This is a genomic window from Pseudomonas sp. LFM046 (assembly GCF_000949385.2).
Classification (GTDB): Bacteria; Pseudomonadota; Gammaproteobacteria; order Pseudomonadales; family Pseudomonadaceae; genus Metapseudomonas.
Genome location: NZ_JYKO02000001.1, coordinates 1488294 through 1511377 on the forward strand (window position 1 = coordinate 1488294; position 23084 = coordinate 1511377).

The window sequence follows — 23084 nt, forward strand, 5'->3', positions numbered from 1 at the left end:
GCATTGCAGTCGCCAAATTGAGGCGCATGGCTCTCGTCTGACGTGCGGTCTAGGCTGGTCTGATGGTTCCCATCGATACGAGGTGTACGCCATGCACGCACCAGGACAACGGCTGCTCAACAAGGTCGCGATCATCAGTGGTGGCGCAGGTGGTTGCGGTGAGGCCGCCAGCCGTCTGTGCGCCGCCGAAGGGGCCAAGGTTGTGATCATCGATCGCGATGGCGACGCCGCCCAGGAGCTGGTCAGGCAGATCAAGGCCGCTGGAGGCGAGGCGATCGGGGTGGGCGCCGATGTTTCCTGTGCGGATCAGGTGAAGTCGGCGGTGGCGGTCGGCGAGGCCGCGTTTGGCGGCGCGGATGTGCTCTTCAATCATGCCGGCACCCTGATCGTGAAGCCGTTCCTCGATGTCGAGGAGGACGAGTGGGACTGGCTGATGGCGGTCAACGTCAAGAGCATGTACCTGATGACCCGAGCCGTGCTGCCGCAGATGCTGGCCAAGGGCAAGGGCAGCATCGTCTGCACGTCCTCCATTTCGGCGGAATACGCCACGCCCGGCGAGGTGGTCTACAACGCCACCAAGGGCGCTTGCCAGATGTTCGCCAGGGCCATCGCCGTCGAATTCCGCGATCGCGGCATCCGTTGCAACGCCGTCGCGCCGGGCTTCATCCGCACTGCCCACGGCATACGCGAGATGAAAGAGTTGCAGGCGATGGGGGTGGACGCCAGCGAAGCCGCCATTTCGTTGCAGCAGGGCCGCCTGTGCGAGCCGGAAGAAGTGGCGCGCGCCGCCTTGTTCCTGGCGTCGGACGAGGCGTCTTTCGTCAACGGGGCGCGCCTCTTTGTGGATAACTGCTTCTCGTCCGTTTGAGGTTGGGGAGGATTGCGCGTCCACCGTAGGGTGCGCCGTGCGCACCGATTCCCGGATCTGCCCTGTGCCGCACCCTACCGGGTCGTTGCAACCATGGCCCTCAGCGCTGCTTGAGCTTGCGCGCCACACCCCGCACACCCGGCTCGTACAGCTCCTGTTCCACCGCCGCCAGGGCCAGGCGCAGGACCTGGTCGGCGATCAGCTCGTGCTGCTGGTACATGGAGTTCACCGGCAGCGGCAGGAAGTCCAGCAGTTGGGTGTCACCGAAGGTGCCCACGCGCATGCCTTCCGGCCAGTCGCCGCGTTCCCGCAGGACATCCAGCACCCCGGCCAGCAGCACGTAGGCGGTGGTAATCAGCACATCCGGCAGTTGGTCCTTGTGCTCCAGCAACTCGGTCATCAGGCGTCGCCCGCATTCGCGGCTGTAGTCCTCGCCCTGAACCTCCAGCACCTCGCACTTCAGCCCGGCCAGGGCATCGCGGAAGCCCGCGCTGCGCTCGGCGCTGGTGGGCAGTTCCGGTCGCGCGCCGAGCAGGGCGATGCGCCGGGGGACGGGGTCGAGCAGGCTGCAGGTGAGTTGCCGGGCCGCCTCACGGTCGTCGCTGACTACGGTGCAGAAGCGTTTGGGGTCGCGCGCCCGATCCACGGCGATTACCGGCAGGCCTTCGTCCAGCAGTTGCTCCAGGCTGGCGTCGTCATCCGGCAGGCAACTGGCGACGATCAGCGCATCGCAACGCCGCGCGCGGAACAGCTTGAGCAACTGGCGCTCGCTCTCCGGCTCGTCGTCCGAGCTGGCAATCAGGAGCTGATAACCCCGCGCTCGGGCGCCCTGTTCCAGCAGCTTGGCCAGGCGGGCGTAGCTGGGGTTTTCCAGGTCCGGGAGGATGAAACCCAGGGTGCGTGTCTGCCGGCTGCGCAGCCCGGCGGCCTGGGGGTTGGGCTTGAAACCATGCTCGTCCACCACCGCCTGTACCCGTTCCACGGTGGCCGGGCTGATGCGCTTCTGCTCGGCCTTGCCGTTGATCACGTAGCTGGCCGTGGTCACGGAAACACCGGCGAGGCGGGCGATATCGCTGAGTTTCAAGCTGACGACTCCTGTTATGCGGATGTGTTTCATCGGGCGGGCTTCAAGAATCGAAGATTATCGAGTAACGTGCCTTCTTAGTTTAGTGAAACGATTCAGCAGGCGTTCTGTCTACGCTTCATCCAGTCGAATCGACGGCTGGTACGCGCCGCTGATGGCCGGTTATTACGACAAGAAGGGCTCAAGGCCCGTGAGAGGTGTAGCGATGCTCGAACTGACCGCAGGGCAGATTTCCATGGGCCTGGCTGCGGCGGACAAGGCGTCCGCGTTGCGGATGCTGGCCGGGCAGCTGGAGGGTGACGGCCTCGTGGCTTCGGGATACCTGGCCGGCTTGGAAGCCCGCGAAGCCCAGGGTTCCACCTACCTCGGCCAGGGCATCGCCATTCCCCACGGTACCCCGCAGACCCGCGAGTTGGTGCATTCCACCGGCGTGCGCCTGATGCAGTTCCCGGAAGGCGTGGACTGGGGCGACGGGCAGATCGTGTACCTCGCCATTGGCATCGCCGCGAAATCCGACGAACACCTGCGCCTGCTGCAGATTCTTACCCGCGCTTTGGGCGAAGCCGATCTCGGCAGCGCACTGCGTCGTGCCAGCACGCCGGAAGAAATCCTGAAACTGTTGCAGAGCGCGCCCCAGGAACTGGCCCTGGACGACCAGTTGATCGGGCTCGGCGTGCCGGTGGAGGACTACGACGAACTGGTGCTGCAAGGCGCCCGCCTGTTGCGTCGCGCCGACTGCGTAGGCAGTGGTTTCGCCGCCGCGCTGCTGCAGGGCGAGCCGCTGCCCCTGGGCGACGGCCTCTGGTGGTTGCACAGCGACCAGGCGGTGCAGCGTCCCGGCCTCGCCTACCTGACCCCGGAAAAGCCCCTGCGTTATCTGGATCAGCCCCTGAACGGCCTGTTCTGCCTGGCCAGCCTCGGTGACGCCCACCTGGCGTTGCTGGAGCGCCTCTGCACGCTGCTGGTCGAAGGCCGTGGCCGCGAACTGGCCCGCGCCACCCAGCGCCGCGCCGTGCTGGAGGCCCTGGGGGGCGAAGCTCAGCCTGACTGGCCCAGCCTGCGCCTGCCGCTGGCCAATGCCCACGGCCTGCATGCGCGGCCGGCCAAGGAACTGGTGCAACTGGCCAAGGGCTTCGACGGCGAGATTCGTCTGCGGGTCGCCGACAGCGGCGGTCCGGCCGTGTCCGCCAAGAGCCTGAGCAAGCTGCTGAGCCTGGGCATCCGTCGCGGCCAGATTGTGGAAATCCTCGCCGAGCCGGCGATCGCCGAAGCCGCATTGGCAGCGCTCAAGAGCGCTATCGAGCAGGGCCTGGGCGAGGAGATCGAACCGCTGCCGGTCAACGAGGCCCCCGTGCCGGACGAGGAGCCGGAAGCCCAGCCCCTGGTCGCTCCCGCTGCGGGAAGCCAGCTGCAGGCGGTCCCGGCCGCCCCCGGTATCGCAGTCGGTCCGGCCCATCTCCACCTGCGCAAGGAACTGGATTACCCCCTGCGCGGCGAATCCCCTGGCTTCGAGCGTGAGCGCCTGCAGCAGGCCATCGCCCATGTGCGCGGCGAGATCGAGGCGCTGGTGCTGCGCAGCGACGCCAAGGCCATCCGCGAGATCTTCATCACCCATCTGGAAATGCTCGCCGACCCGGAACTGGGCGACGAGGTGGACGCCCGCCTCAAGCAGGGGGAAAGCGCCGCCGCGGCCTGGATGACCGTGGTGGAGAGCGCCGCTGCCCAGCAGGAAAGCCTCCACGATGCACTGCTCGCCGAGCGCGCGGCGGACCTGCGGGACATCGGTCGCCGCGTGCTGGCCCAACTCTGCGGGCTGGAAGAGGCGCCTGAGCCGGACGAGCCCTACATCCTGGTCATGGACGAGATGGCGCCCTCTGACGTGGCACGGCTGGACCGCAACCGCGTCGCCGGCATCCTCACCGCCCGTGGCGGCGCCACCTCCCACAGTGCCATCGTCGCCAGGGCCCTGGGTATTCCCGCCCTGGTGGGGGCCGGCGCTGCCGTGCTGCTGCTGGAACCGCGCACCCCACTGCTGCTGGATGGCCAGCGTGGCCGCTTGATCGTCGCGCCGGACGGCGGCCAACTGGAGCGCGCTCGACAGGAGCAGGAAGGCCGCCAGCGTCGCCTGCAACTGGCCGATACCCACAAGCTGGAGCCGGCCATGACCCGCGACGGCCACCGCGTGGAAATCTGCGCCAACCTGGGCGACAGCACCGGTGCGGCCAAGGCCGTGGCGCAGGGCGCGGAAGGCGTCGGGCTGCTGCGCACCGAATTCATCTTCATGGCCCACCCCCAGGCGCCGGACCTCGCCACCCAGGAAGCCGAGTACCGCCGCGTATTCGAGGCCCTGGACGGCCGACCGCTGGTGGCCCGCACCCTGGATGTGGGGGGCGACAAGCCGCTGCCCTATTGGCCGGTGCCGGAGGAGGAAAACCCCTTCCTCGGCGTGCGTGGCGTGCGCCTGACCTTGCAGCGACCGCACCTGATGGAAACCCAACTGCGCGCGCTGATGCGTGCCAGCGAAGGCCGTCCGCTGCGGATCATGTTTCCCATGGTCGGTACCGTCGAAGAGTGGCGCGAGGCTCGCGACATGGCCTTGAAGGTGGCGGCGGAGATTCCCCAGGCCGACCTGCAACTGGGGATCATGGTCGAAGTGCCCTCGGCGGCACTGATCGCCCCGGCGCTGGCCCGTGAAGTGGACTTCTTCAGCATCGGCACCAATGACCTGACCCAGTACTGCCTCGCCATCGACCGGGGCCACCCGACGCTCTCCGCCCAGGCGGACGGCCTGCACCCGGCGGTGCTGCAACTGATCGAACTCACCGTGCGCGCGGCCCATACCCAGGGCAAATGGGTGGGTGTGTGCGGCGAACTGGCCGGCGATCCACTGGCCGTGCCGTTGCTGGTGGGGCTCGGCGTGGACGAGCTGAGCCTGTCCGCGGGCGGCATCGCCGAAGTGAAGGCACGGGTGCGCGAGTTCAGCCTGTCGGCCGCCCGGGAGCTGGCCGAAGGCGCCCTGGCCCTGGACAGCGCGGCGGCCGTGCGCGAACTGGCGGAGCGTTTTTGATGGCACGCATCCTCACCCTCACCCTGAACCCCGCCCTCGACCTGACCCTGCGCCTGGAGCGCCTGGAAACCGGGCAGGTGAACCGCAGCCTGGAACAGGCCAGCCACGCCGCCGGCAAGGGCATCAACGTGGCCCAGGTGCTGGCGGACCTGGGCCACCAACTGACGGTTTCCGGCTTTCTCGGCGCGGACAATGCCGAGGCCTTCGAGGCGCTTTTTGCCCGGCGCGGCTTCGTCGATGCCTTCGTCCGCGTGCCGGGGGAAACCCGCAGCAATATCAAGCTGGCGGAGGCCGATGGCCGTATCACCGATATCAACGGCCCCGGCCCCCTGGTGAATGAAACCGCCCAGGCCGAGTTGCTGGCGCGACTGGATGACGTCGCGCCGGGCCATGGGTTGGCGGTGGTGGCCGGCAGCCTGCCCCGAGGTGTTGCGCCGGACTTTCTCGCCGAACTGATCCGGCGACTCAAAGGGCATGGCCTCAAGGTGGCGCTGGATACCAGTGGCGACGCCCTGCGCGCCGGCCTGTTGGCCGCGCCCTGGCTGATCAAGCCGAACACCGACGAACTGGCTGAACTCTGCGGCCGGTCGCTGCATACACCCGAGGCCCAGTACGACGAAGCCACGCGTCTGCGGGCGCTGGGTATCCAGCAGATCGTCATTTCCCAGGGCGCGGACGGGGTCAACTGGTTCGGTCCCGAAGTGGCCCTGCACGCCCGGCCACCACGGGTCACCGTGGCCAGCACCGTCGGCGCCGGCGACTCCTTGCTGGCCGGCATGGTTCACGGCCTGCTCGGCGGCTGGCCTGCGGCGCGCACTCTGCGCCACGCCACCGCCATCGCCGCCCAGGCGGTGACCCAGGTGGGCTTTGGCATTACGGATTCCGCGCAACTGCAACAGCTCGAAGGCGCCGTCACCGTCCAGGCGCTGCCAGAACAACAAGAGGTGCCCCGATGAAACTCGCCATTGTCACGGCCTGCCCCAACGGCATGGTCACCAGCGTCCTTTGTGCACGCCTTCTGGACGCCGCCGCCCAGCGCCTGGGCTGGAGTACCAGCGTCGAGGTGGTGGACCCGCAGCACCCGGAAAACCAACTGTCCGCCGCCACCCTGGCAGCCGCCGACTGGGTCCTGGTGGTGCACAGCGGCGCGTTGGACCTGTCCCGTTTTGCCGGCAAGCGCCTGTTCATCTCCACCCCCAGCGAAGCGCTGCGCGACAGCGAGGCCTTCCTGTTGCGCGCCGCCGTCGAGGCCAGGGAACAAGCGACCGCCGCGCCCATTGCCGAGACGCGTCCACGCATTGTCGCCGTCACCGCGTGCCCCACTGGCGTCGCCCATACCTTCATGGCCGCCGAGGCCCTGAAGCAGGCGGCCCAGCGGATGGGCATCGACTTGCAGGTGGAAACCCAGGGTTCGGTAGGTGCCCGCGATCCCTTGAGCCCCGAGGCCATCGACGCCGCTGACGCGGTGCTGCTGGCCACCGATATCGAGGTGGATGTTGCCCGCTTCGCCGGCAAGAAGGTGTACCGCTGCGGCACCGGCATCGCCCTCAAGCAGGCCGAAGCCACCCTGAAACGCGCCCTGTCCGAAGGCCAGGTGCAGGAAGCGCGGGCCGGCGGGGAAGGGCAGGCGGGCAACGCCAAAGCCGAACCCAAGGGCGCCTACAAGCACCTGCTTACCGGAGTGTCCTACATGCTGCCGATGGTGGTGGCGGGGGGCCTGATGATCGCGCTGTCCTTCGTCTTCGGCATCGAGGCGTTCAAGGAGGAGGGGACCCTGGCCGCCGCGCTGATGCAGATCGGCGGGGAGGCGGCGTTCAAACTGATGGTGCCGCTGCTGGCGGGCTACATCGCCTATTCCATCGCTGACCGTCCCGGCCTCGCACCTGGAATGATCGGTGGGCTGCTGGCCGGCACCCTGGGCGCGGGCTTCATCGGCGGCATCGTGGCGGGATTTCTTGCCGGCTATTCGGCTCGGGCGATCAACCGTCACCTGAAGCTGCCGCCGAGCGTGGAGGCGCTGAAACCGATCCTGATCATTCCGCTGCTGGCCAGTCTGTTCACCGGGCTGGTGATGATCTACGTAGTGGGCAAGCCGGTGGCGGGCATGCTCGCCAGCCTCACTCACTTCCTCGACAACATGGGCACCTCCAACGCCATTCTCCTGGGCCTGTTGCTGGGCGGGATGATGTGTGTCGACCTCGGCGGGCCCATCAACAAGGCTGCCTATGCCTTCTCCGTGGGGCTGCTGGCCTCCCAGAGCTACGCACCCATGGCCGCCACCATGGCCGCCGGGATGGTGCCCCCCATCGGCATGGGGATCGCCACGCTGCTCATGCGCCGCAAGTTCGCACCGAGCGAGCGCGAGGCGGGCAAGGCGGCGCTGGTGCTGGGACTGTGCTTCATCTCCGAGGGCGCCATCCCCTTCGCCGCCAAGGACCCGTTCCGGGTGATCCCCGCGAGCATCGCCGGCGGCGCACTGACCGGTGCCTTATCCATGTACTTCGGCTGCAAGCTGATGGCGCCCCATGGCGGGCTGTTCGTGATGCTGATCCCCAACGCCATCAACCATGCGCTGCTCTACCTGCTGGCAATCGTGGCCGGCAGCGTGGTGACCGGGGTGGTTTATGCGGTGATCAAGCGTGGGGCGGAGCAGGAGATGGTGCTGGAGACACAGCGGGCAGTGTGAACCTTGTAGGATGGGCAGAGCGGAGCGAAACCCATGCTGTCGGATTGATGGGTTTCGCACGCTCTACCCATCCTACGGACTGCCTTCTGGTTGCCTTTCCATGCTGCTGATCTCCAACAGCGTCCATCTCCCTGATGACGAAATCGAACTGTCCGCCATTCGCGCCCAGGGGGCGGGCGGGCAGAACGTCAACAAGGTCTCCAGCGCGGTGCACCTGCGCTTCGATATCAACGCCTCGTCCCTGCCGGACTTCTACAAGGAACGCCTGCTGGTGCTGCGCGACAGCCGCATCACCACAGAGGGCGTGATCGTCATCAAGGCGCAGCAGTACCGCACCCAGGAACAGAACCGCGCCGATGCCCTGGAGCGCCTGGCGGAGCTGATCCGCAGTGTGGCGAACGTGCAGAAGGCGAGACGGCCGACCAAGCCCACGTTGGGTTCGAAGAAACGGCGGCTGGAAGGAAAGGCCAAGCGCGGGTCGATCAAGGCGGGGCGGGGGAAGGTGGAGTATTGAGGGAGGGCCGCGAAGCGGCCCCGTAGGGTGGATAGCGCTCTTCTATCCATCATCGGCGCCAAGCCCAGCACCGTCTGGTGGGCATGAAAAGCGATGTCCACCCTACATGAAGCGGTTCAGCAGACCTTGGCGATGGCCGCCGCCAGGTCGCCGATGCGGCTGAAGTCCAGCCCCGCGACGTTGGCCCGGCCGGTACTGACCATGTACACGCTGAACTCCGCACGCAGTCGCGCTACTTGCTCAGGCGACAGACCGGTGTAGGAGAACATGCCGCGCTGCTGGCCGATGTGGGCGAAGCGTTCTGCCAGGCCATACGGCTGCAGGGCTTCCACCAGGCCACGACGCAGGTCGGCGACGCGGGAGCGCATGGCTTCCAGCTCGGCAATCCAATTGGCCCGCAGGGCGGCGTCACCGAGGATGGTGGCGACCACCGCGGCGCCGTGGGCCGGCGGGGTGGACCAGAGGTTACGGGCGAGGAAGGCGAGCTGGCTGCGCACGTCGGTAAGCTTGTCCACATCCGCGGCACACACGATCAGGGCGCCGGTGCGTTCGCGGTAGAGGCCGAAGTTCTTCGAGCAGGAGCTGGTGACCAGCAGTTCCGGCAGCGCCTGGGCGAACAGGCGGACGGCCCAGGCGTCCTGCTCCAGGCCATCGCCGAAGCCCTGGTAGGCGAAATCGATCAGCGGCAGCAGTTCGCGCAGCTTCACCACCTCCAGCACCCGGCGCCAGTCGTCCTGGGACAGGTCGAAGCCGGTGGGGTTGTGGCAGCAGGCGTGCAGCAACACCACATCGCCGGCCGGCACTTGCTCCAGCGCCTGGATCATGGCCTCTACGTCGAGGCGGTTGGCCGCATCCACGTAGGGATAGTGGGCAACCTTGATGCCTGCGCCGGCGAAGATGGTCTCGTGGATCGGCCAGGTCGGATCGCTCAACCAGACGCCACGGCCGGGCAGGTTGTGGGCGATGAACTCCGCCGCGAGACGCAGGGCACCGGTGCCGCCCGGGGTCTGGGTGGCGCCGGCGCGGCCGGCGGCTTCCAGCGGGTTGCCGGCGCCGAGGACCAGGTCCAGCAGCAGGCGGCCGAAGGCCACGTCACCGTGGCCGCCGACGTAGGTCTTGGTGGTTTCGGTATCCACCAGGCGCTGCTCGGCGAGCTTCACCGCCTGGGGAATGGGCGTCAGGCCCTTGGCGTCCTTGTAGACGCCCACGCCCAGGTCCAGCTTGGCCGGGTTGGCGTCCAGGCGGTAGGCGTCCATCAGGCCGAGGATGGGATCGCCGGGCACCCGGGCCACCTTGGCGAAATGACTCATTTACGGCCCTCGGCGGTCTCGGCCACCTGGTCGGTGCGGGCGGACATGATGAAGTCGTTGCGGTGCAGGCCCTTGGCCTCGTGGCTCCACCAGGTCACGGTGACCTTGCCCCATTCGGTGAGCAGGGCCGGGTGGTGGCCTTCTTCCTCGGCGATGGCGCCGACGGCATTGCTGAAAGCCAGGGCGTAGCGGAAGTTCTTGAAGCGGAATTCCTTCTCCAGCTGCATGACGCCGTCGCGGACTTCGATGTTCCAGTCGGGAATCTGCTTGATCAGCACGGCCAGTTCTTCATCGGACACCATGGGGGCATCGGCGCGGCAGGCTTCGCAATGGGCTTGGGACAGGGCGGTCATGTTCGTTCTTCCAGAATTAGGGGTCGTCGGTAGGGTGGAGGGCGCTTTATCCATCCACCATTCGCAGGGTTCGATTCAGGCCGCTTTCGGCGGGAATTTCGGCGCGTGCAGGCCCATCGCCATGGCTCTGTGCACCAGCGCCATGATGTCTTCGTGGGCCAGGTCGAACAGGCGCTTGAGGTCCGGCAGCACGAAATACAGCGGTTGCAGGATGTCGATGCGGTACGGGGTACGCATGCATTCCAGCGGGTCGAAGGCCTGGTGCTCGGGCTCGCCCGAGAGAGCGTAGACGGTCTCCTTCGGCGAGGAGAGGATGCCGCCGCCATAGATGCGCCGGCCCTGCGGGGTGTCCAGCAGGCCGAATTCGATGGTCATCCAGTACAGGCGGGCGAGGTAGACGCGTTCTTCCTTGGTGGCCTTGAGGCCGAGCTTGCCGTAGGTGTGGGTGAACTCGGCGAACCAGGGATTGGTGAGCAGCGGGCAGTGGCCAAAGATCTCGTGGAAGATGTCCGGCTCTTGCAGGTAGTCCAGTTCTTCCGGGGTGCGGATAAAAGTGGCCACCGGGAATTGCTGGCTGGCGAGCAGTTCGAAGAAGGTCTGGAAGGGGATCAGCGCCGGGACGCGGGCAACGCTCCAACCCGTGGTGGCCTGGAGTACCTTGTTGATCTCGCCCAGTTGCGGGATGCGGTCATGGGGCATGCCGAGCTGCTCGATGCCGTCCAGGTATTCCTGGCATGCGCGGCCTTCGAGCACTTTCAACTGGCGGGTGATCAGGGTGTTCCACACCTGATGTTCGGTTTCCGGGTAGTGGATAAAACCGTTGGCATCGGGTTCACGGGCCACGTACTTCGTTGCTTTCATTCGGCCTCCCTGGGATGGGGCTTCGTTGTTGTGTTGCTTTATCGATAGCGCACGTCGGGCCGGAACGCAGCAGGGGCGGGGCTTCCACGGTGGTTCGGGTGCTCGTGAAAGCGTAAGGAAATTTTGACAGATGGACGGAGAAGGCCAGATATCGCCTTGTCGATGCGCCGATTTGTCACATATTCTTGACGGAAAAATAGGGGCGAGAACGGATTTTTTCGTCCATCACCCGAGGAAAAGCCCGACCCAGGGGTGCCTGATGCGTATCAAAGTTCATTGCCAGAACCGCGTGGGAATCCTGCGCGACATCCTCAACCTGCTCGTCGATTACGGCATCAACGTCAATCGCGGCGAAGTGGGCGGGGACCAGGGCAACGCGATCTACCTGCTTTGCCCGAACCTGATCAACCTTCAACTGCAGTCCCTGCGCCCGAAGCTGGAAGCGATTCCCGGCGTGTTCGGCGTCAAGCGCGTGGGCCTGATGCCCAGCGAACGCCGCCACCTGGAACTGAATGCCCTGCTGGGGGCGCTGGATTTTCCGGTGCTGTCCATCGACATGGGCGGCTCCATCGTCGCGGCCAACCGCGCCGCCGCCCAGCTGCTCGGAGTGCGGGTGGACGAAGTCCCCGGCATCCCCCTGGCGCGCTATGTGGAGGACTTCGACCTGCCCGAGCTGGTGCGCGCCAACAAGGCCCGGATCAACGGCCTGCGCATCAAGGTCAAGAGCGACACCTTCCTCGCGGATATCGCGCCGCTGCAATCCGAGCATGACGAAAGCGAGGCCCTGGCCGGCGCCGTGCTGACCCTGCACCGCGCCGACCGCGTGGGTGAGCGCATCTATAACGTGCGCAAGCACGAGCTACGAGGCTTCGACAGCATCTTCCAGAGCTCGCGGGTGATGGCTGCCGTGGTGCGTGAGGCGCGGCGCATGGCCCCCCTGGACGCGCCCCTGCTGATCGAGGGCGAAACCGGCACCGGCAAGGAACTGCTGGCTCGCGCCTGCCACCTGGCCAGCCCGCGCGGCCAGTCGCCCTTCATGGCCCTGAACTGCGCCGGCCTGCCGGAATCCATGGCCGAGACCGAGCTGTTCGGCTACGGCCCCGGCGCCTTCGAGGGCGCCCGCCCGGAAGGCAAGCTGGGTCTGCTGGAACTCACCGCCGGCGGCACCTTGTTCCTCGACGGCGTGGGAGAGATGAGCCCGCGTTTGCAGGCCAAGCTGCTGCGCTTCCTGCAGGACGGCTGCTTCCGCCGCGTGGGCAGTGACGAAGAGGTGTACCTGGATGTGCGGGTGATCTGCGCCACCCAGGTGGATTTGTCAGAACTCTGCGCCAAGGGCGAATTCCGCCAGGACCTTTATCACCGCCTCAACGTGCTCTCGCTGCATATCCCGCCGCTGCGCGAATGCCTGGATGGCCTGGCGCCGCTGGTGGAGCACTTCCTCGATTCGGCCAGCCGGCAGATCGGCTGCAGCCTGCCGAAGATGGCGCCGCCGGTGCTGGACAAGCTCAGCCACTATCACTGGCCGGGCAATGTGCGGCAGTTGGAGAACGTGCTGTTCCAGGCGGTGTCGCTGTGCGACGGCGGTACCGTTCGTCCCGAACATATCCGCCTGCCGGATTACGGCGCGCCCCAGCCCCTGGGGGACTTCTCCCTGGAGGGCGGGCTGGACGCCATCATCGGCCGCTTCGAAAAGGCGGTGCTGGAACGGCTCTACGCCGAGCATCCCAGCAGCCGGCTACTGGGCAAGCGGCTGGGGGTTTCCCATACCACCGTTGCCAACAAGCTGAAGCAGCACGGGTTGGGGAAGGAGGAGAGTTAGACCATCGTTCAATGGTCCGAGGGGAGGTGAGCGCGTAAAAAGGCTCCTGTCTGAATCTTGCGTGATGCGGACACAAGCGTTTCTGACATTCCTCTCCCGGAATGATTGGGCGGGCGGCCAGTAGGTCGCCCCTTTTTTTTGCCTGGGATTTTTGGGGAAAAGGGTTGTGATCCAAAGCACCACGCCCCGTAGGGTGGATGTCGCTTTTCACATCCACCAGCGGCGCCCAGGTGAACGGCGAAAGGTGGACCGATGAAGCGTGGTCCACCCTACAGGGCCGCCGAGCAAAGCCAGCCATCACGCCAACTTCAGCAAGCCCATCCCCACCAGCAGCAGCGCCAACCCAAGCCAGCCCTTCCAGGCCAGTCGCTGCCCGAACAGGGCCCAGCCCAGCGCCACGGTCGCGAGGATGCCGAAGCCGCCCCAGATGGCGTAGGCCAGTGACAGGTCGATCCCGCGGACCGCCTGGGCCAGTGCGGTGAAGGCCGCCAGAACGCTGATAATCGATGCCGCCCCCAGCAGCCGACGACGGAAGCCGTCGGAATACTTGAGCAAGACGTTGGCCAGCACTTCCAGGGCAATGGCCGCGCCCAGCCAGGCGAAATGCATCCAGGTCACGCCGTTCATGCCAGCACCTCCTCGGCACGGGCCGACGGCGCGGTGCGGGTGCCGAACTTGATCAGCAGGATGCCGGCGATCATCACGGCCAGGCCCAGGGCCTTGTACAGGCCGATGTTCTCGCCCAGCCAGGCGACGCTGATGGTGGTGATCAGCACGATGCCGATGCCTTCCCACAGGGCGTAGGCCACGCCCACCGGCACGCGCTTGACCGCCAGCGCGAGGAAGAAATAGGACAGGCCGATCAGGCCGTACATCAGCAGGTAACCGAGCAGCGGCGAATACTCGGTGGCGAATTTCATCGAGGTGGTGCCGACGACCTCGAAGAGGATCGCGGCAAGCAGATAGAACCAGGAACGCATGAGGGTGCCCTCCCTTGGGCAATGCAGGGCCCTTCGCCTGCGGGCGAACGGCGTATGTGCAGGAAGTCCTGGCCATGGCGAGACGGGACATGCCCGAAGTCTCCACGGCAACAAGGAAAGGGGAGGGGCTACAGGTCGCCGGTCCAGTGGCGCTCGCGGGAGGCGAGGCGGGCGAAGTGGAAGGGGTGAATCGTTGTGTTCAACATAATGAACACAATATTAGTCGTTCTGGTCTGTGTAAGGCAAATTGGTGGGTTGATTGGCGTTTTCTGATTTTTTGTGTTCGTTATTTTGTTCATGTGTGGCGGGGCGTTTTCTGTAGGGGCTGGATCACCCCACCTCGCGGCTCAGCCAATCAAAGAAAGCCTTCACCGGCGGATGCCGTTCGCGCCCTGGGACGCAGAGGGTCGAATAACCGGCACCCGCCACGCTGACGTCCGGTCGGTAGGGCACCAGCAGGCCGCTGGCGAGGCTTTCCGAAACGAGGATGGAGCTGGCCAGCACCAAACCCTGCCCGGCGATAGCGGCTTGCAGGGCGTAGTGCTCTTCGTCGTATTCCCGTTGCGGGGCGACCTCCAGCAGCCGTTCCTCGCCCGCAGCCTGGCACCAGGCTTTCCAACCCAGTTCGTAGAGCAGGGCATTGCGCCAGCGCACGGTGATCAGCGTCGGCACGCGGTCGCCGAGGCCGGACACCAGGGGCGGCGCGCCGTAGACCCCGAAGCATTCATTCAGCAGGCACTGGCTGTGCAGGTTGGGGTAGTGGCCCATGCCGTAGCGGATCACCAGGTCGATGCTGGCGTCCTGGTGCAGGTCGATCAGGGTGTCGCTGGTATCCAGCCGCACGTTGATTTCCGGGTGCTCGGCGTAGAAGCGGCCGAGGCGGGGGATCAGCCAGAGGGCGGCGAAGGCCGGGGTGGTGGAGAGCGTCAGGTTGCCGCTGCTGCGGTGTGGGCGGAGTTGGTCGAGGGTCTGGGTGACCTCGAGCAGGGCGCCATGGAGGCTGCCGAACAGGCGCTGGCCGCAGTCCGTCAGGCGCACGCTGCGGGGCAGGCGGTCGAACAACGGCACCCCGAGCCAGCTTTCCAGGCCACGGATCTGGTGGGACACCGCCGTGGGCGTCACCGCCAGTTCCTCGGCGGCGGCCTTGAAGCTGGACAGGCGCGCTGCGGATTCGAAGGTGCGCAGGGCGGTCAGGGGCAGGTTGGAGAACATGGATCACTCCACGGGTGAATTCAGTTCATCCCGATGAACTAATGCTCATTTGTCCGGGATGGTCGGCGTAACTAGCTTAGCGCCTGAGTTTCCGCCAGTTCATGTGCTTCTGGAAGCACAGCCATCAAGGAGATTGAGATGAGCAGTATTCTTTCCGTGCAAGGCAGCCCCCGTGGTGAACGTTCCCATTCCCGTCGCTTGCAGGAGGCCTTTCTCAAGGCTTGGCAGGGGCGTGATGCCGGTCGCCAGGTGCTGCGCCGCGAAGTGGGGCGAGTGGCCGTTCCGGCGGTGAGCGAGGGCTGGATCGCGGCGGCTTTCCACCCCGAGCCTGATGCCCGCAGCGAAGTCATGAAGGCCGACCTCGCCCTCAGCGACGTGCTGGTGGACGAACTGTTCGCCGCAGATCGCCTGGTGATCTCCGCGCCCATGTACAACTTCGGCGTGCCCAGCGGCGTGAAGGCGTGGGTCGACCAGATCGTGCGCATCGGTCGCACCTTCGACTTCGATCCGGCGCGGCAGGACAACCCCTACACGCCGCTGTTGCAGGGGCGCAAGGCGCTGGTCATCACCACCCGTGGCGACCGTGGCTACGGTCCGGGCGGCGCCAATGCCCACCTGAACCATGCGGACGCCTACTTGCGCACGGTGCTCGGCTTCATCGGCATTCACGACGTGACCGTGGTGGCGGTGGAGAACGACGAGTTCGGCGGCGAATCCTTCGAGCAGTCCTACCAGCGCGCCGAACGGGCCCTGGCGGACCTCGCCGAAACTTTCTGAGGAGACGGCCATGGCCTGGGTATTCCTGATGCTGGCGGCCTTCTTCGAAGTGCTGTTCGCCATGAGCATGAAATTCGCGGAAGGCTTCACCCGGCCCTGGCCCAGCCTGCTGGTGGTGGTGGCCGCAGTGGCCGGGATCTGGTTCCTGACCCTGTCCATGCGCGTGCTGCCGGTGAGCATCGCCTATCCGATCTGGACGGCCATCGGCACCCTCGGCACGGTGCTGCTGGGCTTCCTCCTGCTGGGCGAGGCGCTGACGCCGGCCAGGCTGGTGTCGGTGGGGTTGATCATCGTTGGGGTGGCGGGGCTGCGGTAGGTTGGTGTCGAGCGCAGCGAGGCCCAACGATGGGGCTGCATGGCGCGCGATGTTGGGCTTGGTTCCTCAGCGCCAACCTAGGGGACGGCGGCGCCGTCCCATCGCGAATGAGTTCGCCCCTGCAGGTATAACTTCGTGTCCCTACCGCCTGCTCACCTGCACCGCCGGCGCCAGGTCCTGGCATTGGGTGTTCAGGCCAGGGGTCAGGTAGGGCTGGAGGATGGGCGCCATGCCCTTGAGGACTTGCACCGGCAAGGCGGAGGTGAAGCTGAATTTGTCCGCCTGGCTGCCTTCGACGAAGGCGGTGAGGGTGCCGAAGTGGCGCGGGCCCAGGTAGAAGACGAAGGTGGCGGTGCGGTTCATGGCCTTGGAGCTCTTGACCGCGCCATAGCGGGTCACGCTCTCGATGCGGTTGTCGCCGGTGCCGGTCTTGCCGCCCATGACCAGCGGATGGCCGTCGGGCAGGACGAAGCTGCCTTGCAGGCGCCGCGCGGTGCCGCCTTCCACCACCTTGGACAGGGCGTCGCGCAGGGTGGCGGCCACTTCCGAGGTCATCACCCGCTTGCCGGCGTCGGTCTGGTAGCCCACCAGGGTTTCGTAAGGCGTGTCGGCGGCGAAGTGCAGCTGGTCGATGCGCAGGGTGCTCTGGCGCACGCCGTCGTTGAGGATGATGCCCATCAGCTCGGCCAGGGCTGCCGGACGGTCGCCGGAACTGCCCAGGGCGGTGGCCAGGGACGGCACCAGGTGGTCGAAGGGATAGCCCAGGGACTTCCACTGTTCGTGGATGTCGAGGAAGGCTTCCACCTCCAGCATGATGCGGATGCGCTTGTCGCGGGCGTACTTGCGTTTGGACTTGAACAACCAGCCATACACGTCGCGGCGCTCGTCGCTGCTGGCTTCCACGGCGTCGCGGTAGCTGGCGTTGGGGTTGGCCTGCAGGTAGCCGAGCAGCCAGAGCTCCAGCGGGTGCACGCGGGCCACGTAGCCCTGGTCGTTGAGATTGAACGCACCCGGTCCGTAGCGGGTGTAGAGGTCTTCGATACGCTTGTCGGTCAGCGGCGGATTGGCCTTGGGCACCCGTTCGCGCATGAAGGTGGCGAAGGTGGCGAGGTCGGCCTGGGGTTGCAGGTAGCGGTGGATGGCGGCCATCCGTGCGCCCCAGGGATTGAGGCCGTCGAGGAAGGTGGCCAGGCGCTCGTCCGCGGTCTTGCCCTGGTACTTGTTCCAGAACCGCCGCAGGTAGGTCTGGCTCTCGCGGGAGATGAAGAGGTCCAGATAACCCTGGCGGCGCGGGTCCTTGTCGTCGGAAAGCAGCTGCATCTTGCCGCCGTCTGGGCGGTACATGTCGTGGCGTACCAGGTCGCGCAGCAGGCGTACGAACGGCAGGTTGATGGACTCGCGCAGAGCGTCCCGCAGGCTCGGCCGGCGGTCGTTGTCCTCCTTGCGGAAGTTGGCAAAGGTGTGCAGTCCGCCGCCAGTGAAGAAGGCCTCATAGGGGCTGGCGGAGTAGGTGCGGTCCAGGGCGGCCTGGAGCATGGCGGGGAGGTTGCGGTCCTTGTTCTGGATCAGGTAGTCCAGGGCCCAGCGACTGATGAAGTCCAGCGGGTCGACCTGCACCTTGCGCAGTTCTTCCACGCTCATGCCGGCGTAGCGGCTGTGCAGGGTGGCGACATCCTCCAGGTAGGTGGCCAGCACCCGCAGTTTGGCGGTGGAGCCCAGTTCCAGCTTGCTGCCTTCATTGATGTCAAAGGGCTGGTCGGTGTTGTCGGTCTGCACCCGCACGCGGTTGCCCGAGGGGGTGCGCTCGAGCAGGGTGAAGCTGTAGCGCACTTCGTGGGTCTTTTCCGGCGACAGCAGGCGCTCGCCGTAGAGTCCGACCTGCTCGGCGAAGACCGGGTCGGCCAGTTTCCGCAGGTAATCGGTAACGGCGTTCTGCAGTTCGCTCTGCAGGGTGCTGCTGGCGGTGAGGTCGAGGCGGTCGAGGTCGTAGAGGGGCATCTTCAGCATGCCGGAGAGGCGGCTGCGGGCGACGCTGATGCCCTTGTTGGCCTCCACGGCCTGCAGCGCCGGGTCTTCCACCCAGTTGCGGAAACGCAGCTTCGCGTCCAGGGCGGCGTCCCGCAGCGGAGGGTCGATGATGCTGGCACCGGCCAGCACGCGGATATGGCTGTCGGTCAGGGCGTTGAGTTCTTCGTGGGCGCTGACCAGGTAATAGGACGGGCGGCGTTGGGCGATGAACAGGGACAGTACCTGGCGCAGCGCCAGGCCACGGGCGGCAAGGTCGCTGTCGGGGTTGGCCAGGATCCGGTTGGTGGTGTTGAAGTCGGCGCCGTACCAGACCCGCAAGGCGTCGGCGATGCCGTGCACTTCGCCATGCCCCGGTGCGGCGGAGAGCGGCACGCTGTTGAGGTAGTCCATGACGATGCGTTCGCGGGCGGCCAGGGTTTCCGGGCCGCTCTGGTAGGCGCGCACGCTGGCGGAGACCATCTGGCGGATCTTCTCGGCGGCGGAGACGGTACGGCCGAAGGGGGAGTGGCGGTACTTCTCGAGCTGGGTGGCCAGGGTGCTGCCACCGGCGGATTGGCCTTCCATATCGACGGCCTTGCCCATCTGGGTCAGCGCCGCCTTGGAGAAGCGCGGCCAGTCCACCGCCGGATTGGCCAGGGGTTCCTCGCGGTCGAGCAGTTTGCGGTTCTCGATGAACAGCAGGCTGTTGACCAGTAATGGCGGAATACTGGCGAAGTCCGGGTAACGCTGTTTCGGGTAGCTGAATTGATAGAAGGGCAGGCCCCGGCAGTCGCAGATGCTGATGCCCGCCTGGACCTTTTCCCGGTACGGCGGGAAGAGCCCGCGTTCGGTGTAGTTGACCAGCGCAGGGGAGAAACGGGCCTGCTGCTGGATCTCGAAGCCGCGTTTTTCCAGGCGGTCGAGCATCTGCGGCAGGAAGGCATAGCCGAGGCGGCGGTCGAAGGGGCCGTCGCCGGGATAGCGAATGGATCGGCTCGGGCCTTCTTCCAGGCGGTAGCTCAGGGTGGCGGCGTAGCGGCTGATTTCCCGGGCCTGGAAGCGCGAGGTGCGCATCTCATGGGTCGCGGCGGCGCCCACGATGCCGAGGGTCAGGAGGCATACGCTCCAGAACAGGAAACGGTGTTTGCGGCGGGGCTTTTTCGGGGGAACAGGAGGCTCGCTGAGATGACCTTCGGGTACCTCGTTCCTGATTTCGTCGGATTGCCATATTGCGCCCATAGTCCACCGGCCTGGCCTGATGCCGCTCTTGCTTGCAATCTTAGTAGGTCGCTGGCGGGCTGCATGGCGGAGTGGGGGCAAAACAGGAGCGAATCAATGACAGGCGACAATCGGAAGCAACTTGACCACAGCTGGCACGCCAACGCAGAGGGTTGGACCCGCGCAGTGCGAGAAAATCTCATTGAAAGCAGGCAATTGGCTACCAATGGGGCCATCCGCGATGCGGTGCTGGCCCATTGCCCGCAGCGGGTGTTGGACCTGGGGTGTGGCGAGGGCTGGCTATGCCGCGTCCTGGCGGAGCGGGGAGTGGCGGTGCTGGGTGTCGATGCATCCGAGCCGCTGATCGAGGCGGCGCGGGAGGCGGACGGCGACTTTCTCTGCCTGAACTACGCCCAATTGCAGGCCGATCCCGCTCGCTTGGGGCGGTTCGATGCCGTGGTGTGCAACTTTTCCCTGTTCGAGGAGCAGCTGGAGCCGCTGCTGGCGACCGTGCGCGAACTGCTCGGCCATCGTGGCGTGCTGCTGATCCAGACCGTCCACCCCTGGCAGGCGCGCGGCGCGGAAGGTTACCGGGATGGCTGGCGCCGCGAGGATTTTGCCGCTTTCCAGGGGGCGTTCCCCGAAGCCATGCCCTGGTATTTCCGCACCCTGGAGTCCTGGTGCGCGCTGCTGAGCCGGAGCGGCTACCGCATCGAGGCCTTGCGCGAGCCGGCGCACCCAGACAGCGGCGAGCCCCTTTCGCTGTTGCTGGAAGTCCGCCCATAGCGACCGTTCGCCCGAAAACGCATCAGGCATTTCTGGGGTTTTGCCGCCTTGTCACGGGGAATCCTGCCGAACCTTTTCCTGCTTTCGGGTCGATGGCGCGAAACGTGCCCTTGCCGTCCTCTCCTGGTACCCCTGTGCACCAAAAGTAGGCATGACGTTACCTCGTCTTTGTGCAAGACTCGCCGCCGATCTCGGACGCCCCCGCTGCCGCGTGACTGTTCCGCCCCACAAGGGCGGGCCTGTCAGGTGGCCAAGGGTCGCTACAACGACCCGGATTTCCGGCGCTGCGCCCGATTCCTCGACAACTACAAGATGAGGTACCACTGCATGTCCGTTGCTGATCATCAGCCACAGCATGAATCGCTCCACCGAGACCTTGGTGAGCGTCACATCCGCCTGATGGCCCTGGGCGCCTGTATCGGCGTCGGCCTGTTCCTCGGTTCGGCCAAGGCCATCCAGATGGCCGGTCCGGCCATCATGCTGTCCTACATCATCGGTGGCCTCGCCATCCTGGTGATCATGCGCGCCCTCGGCGAGATGGCCGTGCACAACCCGGTAGCCGGCTCCTTCAGCCGCTACGCCCAGGACTACCTTGGCCCGCTGGCGGGCTTTCTCACCGGCTGGAACTACTGGTTCCTCTGGCTGGTGACCTGCGTGGCGGAGATCACCGCCGTAGCCATCTACATGGGCATCTGGTTCCCCGAGGTGCCGCGCTGGATCTGGGCCCTGGCGGCGCTGATCAGCATGGGCGGCGTCAACCTGATCGCCGTGCGCGCCTTCGGTGAATTCGAGTTCTGGTTCGCGCTGATCAAGATCGTCACCATTGTCGCCATGGTGGTGGCCGGCACCGGCATGATCGTCTTCGGTTTCGGCAATGGCGGTATCGCCACCGGCATCTCCAACCTCTGGGAGCACGGCGGCTTCATGCCCAATGGTGTGCAGGGCGTGCTGATGTCGCTGCAGATGGTGATGTTCGCCTACCTGGGCGTGGAAATGATCGGCCTCACCGCCGGTGAAGCGAAGAACCCGCAGAAGACCATTCCCCAGGCCATCGGCTCGGTGTTCTGGCGCATCCTGCTGTTCTATGTCGGCGCGCTGTTCGTGATCCTCTCCATCTACCCGTGGAACGAGATCGGCACCCAGGGCAGCCCCTTCGTAATGACCTTCGAGAGCCTCGGCATCAAGACCGCCGCCGGCATCATCAACTTCGTGGTGATCACCGCCGCGCTGTCGTCCTGCAACGGCGGCATCTTCAGCACCGGCCGCATGCTCTACAGCCTCGCCCAACAGGGCCAGGCTCCGCGCGCCTTCGCCGAAACCTCCAACGGCGTGCCGCGCCGTGCGCTGCTGGTGTCCTGTGCCGCGCTGCTGCTGGGCGTGCTGCTGAACTACCTGGTGCCGGAGAAGGTGTTCGTCTGGGTGACCTCCATCGCCACCTTCGGCGCCATCTGGACCTGGGCGATGATCCTCCTCGCGCAGATGAAGTTCCGCCGCAGCCTCAGCCCCGCCGAGCAGGGCAAGCTGCAGTACCGCATGTGGCTGTTCCCGCTGAGCTCCTACCTGGCCATGGCCTTCCTGGTGCTGGTGGTGGGCCTGATGGCGTACTTCCCGGATACCCGTATTGCCCTCTACGTGGGCCCGGCTTTCCTGGCCCTGCTGGTGGTGCTGTACAAGGCGCTCAACCTGTCTGGCAAGGCTGTCGAGCCGGTCGGCGACGCCGCCTGATCCGGAACGCTGCAATGACCGTCGGGCCCGCCATGTGCGGGCCCGATGCGTTTAGGGGCTAGGCTGAAACCATCCGTCTTCAAGCAAGGAGGTCATCGCCATGGCTGGATCCACCGCTATCCCCTGCCTGCGCTACCGCGACGCGCCCGCCGCCATCACTTGGCTGTGCAACACCTTCGGCTTTGTCGAGCACCTGGTGGTGGCGGAAAAGGACGGGGTCATCGCGCACGCCCAGCTCAGCCTCGACGGCGGCATGATCATGCTCGGCTCGGTGCGCAATAACGCGTACGGCGAGCTGCTGCGCCAGCCCGACGAGTCCGGCGGGCTCGGCAGCCAGGGCATCTACCTGGTGGTGGCCAATGTCGACGCGGTGCACGCTCGCGCCCTGGCCGCCGGTGCCACCATCGTCCTGCCCCTGAAGGACGAGGACTACGGTGGCCGTGGCTTCACCTGCCGCGATCCGGAAGGCCACCTGTGGAGCATCGGTTCGTACGATCCCTGGGGTTGAGCCGTCCAGCCCATTGCCGGAAGATCGCCTCCCAGCTGCCGGCAATCCCGACTGAACGGACTTACCGAGGAACACGCCATGCAAAGCATCACCTTCCCCGACGGCACCCGCGTGCCCGCCATCGGCCAGGGCACCTGGCACATGGGCGAGACCCGCAGCGAGCGCAAGCGCGAAGTCGCGGCCCTGCGCCAGGGTCTGGAGCTGGGGCTGAACCTGATCGACACCGCCGAGATGTATGCCGAAGGCGGCGCCGAGGACGTGGTGGGCGAAGCCATCGCCGGCCTGCGCGACCAGGTTTTCCTGGTCAGCAAGGTCTATCCCTGGAATGCCAGCCGCACGGGCTCCGCCCTGGCCTGCGAGCGCAGCCTCAAGCGCCTGGGCACCGATCACCTCGACCTCTACCTGCTGCACTGGCGCGGTGAGCATCCGCTGGAGGAAACGGTAGAGGCCTTCGAGCGCCTGCGGGAGCAGGGCAAGATCGCCCGCTGGGGCGTGTCCAACCTGGACCTCGACGACCTCCACGAACTGCCTGCCGGCTGTGCCGCCAACCAGGTGCTCTACAACCCCGAGGCGCGTGGTATCGAGTTCGACCTGCTGCCCTTCCAGCAGCAACAGGGCATCCCGCTCATGGCTTATTGCCCGGTGGGGCAGGGCGGCAAGCTGCTGCGCTCAGCAGCGTTGCAGGAAGTCGCCCGCCGCCACGGCGCCAGCCCGGCCCAGGTGGCCCTGGCCTGGGCCTTGCGCCAGGAGGGCGTGATCGTCATTCCCAAGGCGGTCGACCCGCTGCACCTCAAGCAAAATGCCGAGGCGCGCAAACTCCCGCTCAGCGCCGACGATCTCGCCCTGATCGACCACAGCTTCCCGCCGCCCCGGCGCAAGCGGTCGCTGGAAATGGTCTGAGGCGAAATCACGCCCACAGTGGATCGCGTCACGCGGAAGGCGCGGCGCAGGTCACCCTTCTCCCTCCGGGAGAGGGGTTGGGGGTGAGGGCGG

The 23084-nt window shown here is 66.2% G+C and carries 20 protein-coding genes; 12 read left to right on the forward strand and 8 right to left on the reverse strand.

From position 1 onward, the window contains the following. Positions 1-91 precede the first annotated feature (91 nt). Complete coding sequence (locus tag TQ98_RS07015) at positions 92-868, forward strand: SDR family oxidoreductase (RefSeq protein WP_044871615.1); 777 nt, start codon at positions 92-94, stop codon at positions 866-868. Between the two features lie 100 nt (positions 869-968). Here the strand turns inward: TQ98_RS07015 and cra are convergent, their stop codons facing one another. After that, positions 969-1952, reverse strand: coding sequence for a catabolite repressor/activator (gene cra, locus TQ98_RS07020; protein ID WP_044871614.1), 984 nt, complete (start codon positions 1950-1952; stop codon positions 969-971). Between the two features lie 205 nt (positions 1953-2157). Here cra and ptsP point away from each other — a divergent pair, with 205 nt between their 5' ends. The 4 genes from ptsP (at position 2158) to arfB (ending at position 8219) form a co-directional block, all read left to right on the forward strand. After that, positions 2158-5019 carry a phosphoenolpyruvate--protein phosphotransferase gene (ptsP, locus tag TQ98_RS07025; RefSeq protein ID WP_044871613.1) on the forward strand — a complete coding sequence of 954 codons (2862 nt, stop codon included), beginning with the start codon at positions 2158-2160 and terminating at the stop codon, positions 5017-5019. Next, positions 5019-5975 (forward strand): 1-phosphofructokinase, encoded by a 957-nt coding sequence (pfkB, locus tag TQ98_RS07030; RefSeq protein WP_044871612.1) that lies wholly within the window; start codon positions 5019-5021, stop codon positions 5973-5975. The genes ptsP and pfkB overlap by 1 nt, the downstream gene beginning before the upstream one ends. Beyond that, positions 5972-7705, forward strand: coding sequence for a PTS fructose-like transporter subunit IIB (locus TQ98_RS07035; protein ID WP_044871611.1), 1734 nt, complete (start codon positions 5972-5974; stop codon positions 7703-7705). Before pfkB ends, TQ98_RS07035 begins: the two co-directional genes overlap by 4 nt. Before the next feature lie 100 nt (positions 7706-7805). After that, a complete protein-coding gene (gene arfB / locus TQ98_RS07040) occupies positions 7806-8219 on the forward strand; it encodes an alternative ribosome rescue aminoacyl-tRNA hydrolase ArfB (RefSeq protein WP_044871610.1) in 414 nt (137 codons plus the stop codon). Positions 8220-8335: 116 nt separating this feature from the next. On the opposite strand, the gene TQ98_RS07045 is transcribed toward arfB, so the two are convergent. The 3 genes from TQ98_RS07045 to phhA form a co-directional block, all read right to left on the reverse strand. Beyond that, entirely contained in the window at positions 8336-9529 is a 1194-nt protein-coding gene (locus TQ98_RS07045; RefSeq protein ID WP_044871609.1) for an amino acid aminotransferase, read from the reverse strand. Beyond that, positions 9526-9882: a 4a-hydroxytetrahydrobiopterin dehydratase gene (locus TQ98_RS07050; RefSeq protein ID WP_044871608.1), complete on the reverse strand. Its 357-nt coding sequence runs from the start codon at positions 9880-9882 to the stop codon at positions 9526-9528. Before TQ98_RS07050 ends, TQ98_RS07045 begins: the two co-directional genes overlap by 4 nt. A gap of 75 nt (positions 9883-9957) precedes the next feature. Beyond that, positions 9958-10743 carry a phenylalanine 4-monooxygenase gene (gene phhA, locus TQ98_RS07055; protein ID WP_044871607.1) on the reverse strand — a complete coding sequence of 262 codons (786 nt, stop codon included), beginning with the start codon at positions 10741-10743 and terminating at the stop codon, positions 9958-9960. 259 nt (positions 10744-11002) lie between these two features. Between phhA and TQ98_RS07060 the strand changes: the two genes are divergently transcribed. After that, positions 11003-12562, forward strand: coding sequence for a sigma-54-dependent phenylalanine hydroxylase transcriptional regulator PhhR (locus TQ98_RS07060; protein WP_044871606.1), 1560 nt, complete (start codon positions 11003-11005; stop codon positions 12560-12562). A gap of 297 nt (positions 12563-12859) precedes the next feature. On the opposite strand, the gene mdtI is transcribed toward TQ98_RS07060, so the two are convergent. The 3 genes from mdtI to TQ98_RS07075 all read right to left on the reverse strand — a co-directional run bounded on the left by mdtI (position 12860) and on the right by TQ98_RS07075 (position 14754). After that, complete coding sequence (gene mdtI, locus TQ98_RS07065) at positions 12860-13189, reverse strand: multidrug/spermidine efflux SMR transporter subunit MdtI (protein ID WP_044871605.1); 330 nt, start codon at positions 13187-13189, stop codon at positions 12860-12862. Further along, complete coding sequence (locus tag TQ98_RS07070) at positions 13186-13542, reverse strand: multidrug efflux SMR transporter (protein WP_044871604.1); 357 nt, start codon at positions 13540-13542, stop codon at positions 13186-13188. Before TQ98_RS07070 ends, mdtI begins: the two co-directional genes overlap by 4 nt. A gap of 330 nt (positions 13543-13872) precedes the next feature. Next, positions 13873-14754 (reverse strand): LysR substrate-binding domain-containing protein, encoded by an 882-nt coding sequence (locus tag TQ98_RS07075; protein ID WP_044871603.1) that lies wholly within the window; start codon positions 14752-14754, stop codon positions 13873-13875. A gap of 138 nt (positions 14755-14892) precedes the next feature. Between TQ98_RS07075 and TQ98_RS07080 the strand changes: the two genes are divergently transcribed. Both TQ98_RS07080 and TQ98_RS07085 read left to right on the forward strand, forming a co-directional pair. After that, positions 14893-15531 (forward strand): NAD(P)H-dependent oxidoreductase, encoded by a 639-nt coding sequence (locus tag TQ98_RS07080; RefSeq protein WP_044871602.1) that lies wholly within the window; start codon positions 14893-14895, stop codon positions 15529-15531. A 10-nt stretch (positions 15532-15541) separates the two neighbouring features. After that, entirely contained in the window at positions 15542-15847 is a 306-nt protein-coding gene (locus TQ98_RS07085; RefSeq protein WP_044871601.1) for a multidrug efflux SMR transporter, read from the forward strand. Between the two features lie 141 nt (positions 15848-15988). On the opposite strand, the gene TQ98_RS07090 is transcribed toward TQ98_RS07085, so the two are convergent. Continuing rightward, positions 15989-19093, reverse strand: a complete 3105-nt coding sequence (locus TQ98_RS07090; protein ID WP_103102899.1) for a transglycosylase domain-containing protein — start codon at positions 19091-19093, stop codon at positions 15989-15991. A 96-nt stretch (positions 19094-19189) separates the two neighbouring features. Between TQ98_RS07090 and TQ98_RS07095 the strand changes: the two genes are divergently transcribed. From TQ98_RS07095 to TQ98_RS07110, 4 genes are all read left to right on the forward strand, one after another. Then, the gene (locus TQ98_RS07095) at positions 19190-19858 is read left to right on the forward strand and encodes a class I SAM-dependent methyltransferase (protein WP_103102900.1); all 669 of its coding nucleotides are present in this window, start codon (positions 19190-19192) and stop codon (positions 19856-19858) included. A 327-nt stretch (positions 19859-20185) separates the two neighbouring features. Continuing rightward, on the forward strand, positions 20186-21583 hold the full coding sequence (locus tag TQ98_RS07100) for an amino acid permease (RefSeq protein ID WP_044871649.1): 1398 nt from the start codon (positions 20186-20188) through the stop codon (positions 21581-21583). Between the two features lie 100 nt (positions 21584-21683). Next, positions 21684-22091, forward strand: a complete 408-nt coding sequence (locus TQ98_RS07105; RefSeq protein WP_044871597.1) for a VOC family protein — start codon at positions 21684-21686, stop codon at positions 22089-22091. Positions 22092-22169: 78 nt separating this feature from the next. Further along, a complete protein-coding gene (locus TQ98_RS07110) occupies positions 22170-22991 on the forward strand; it encodes an aldo/keto reductase (protein ID WP_044871596.1) in 822 nt (273 codons plus the stop codon). Positions 22992-23084: the final 93 nt, after the last annotated feature.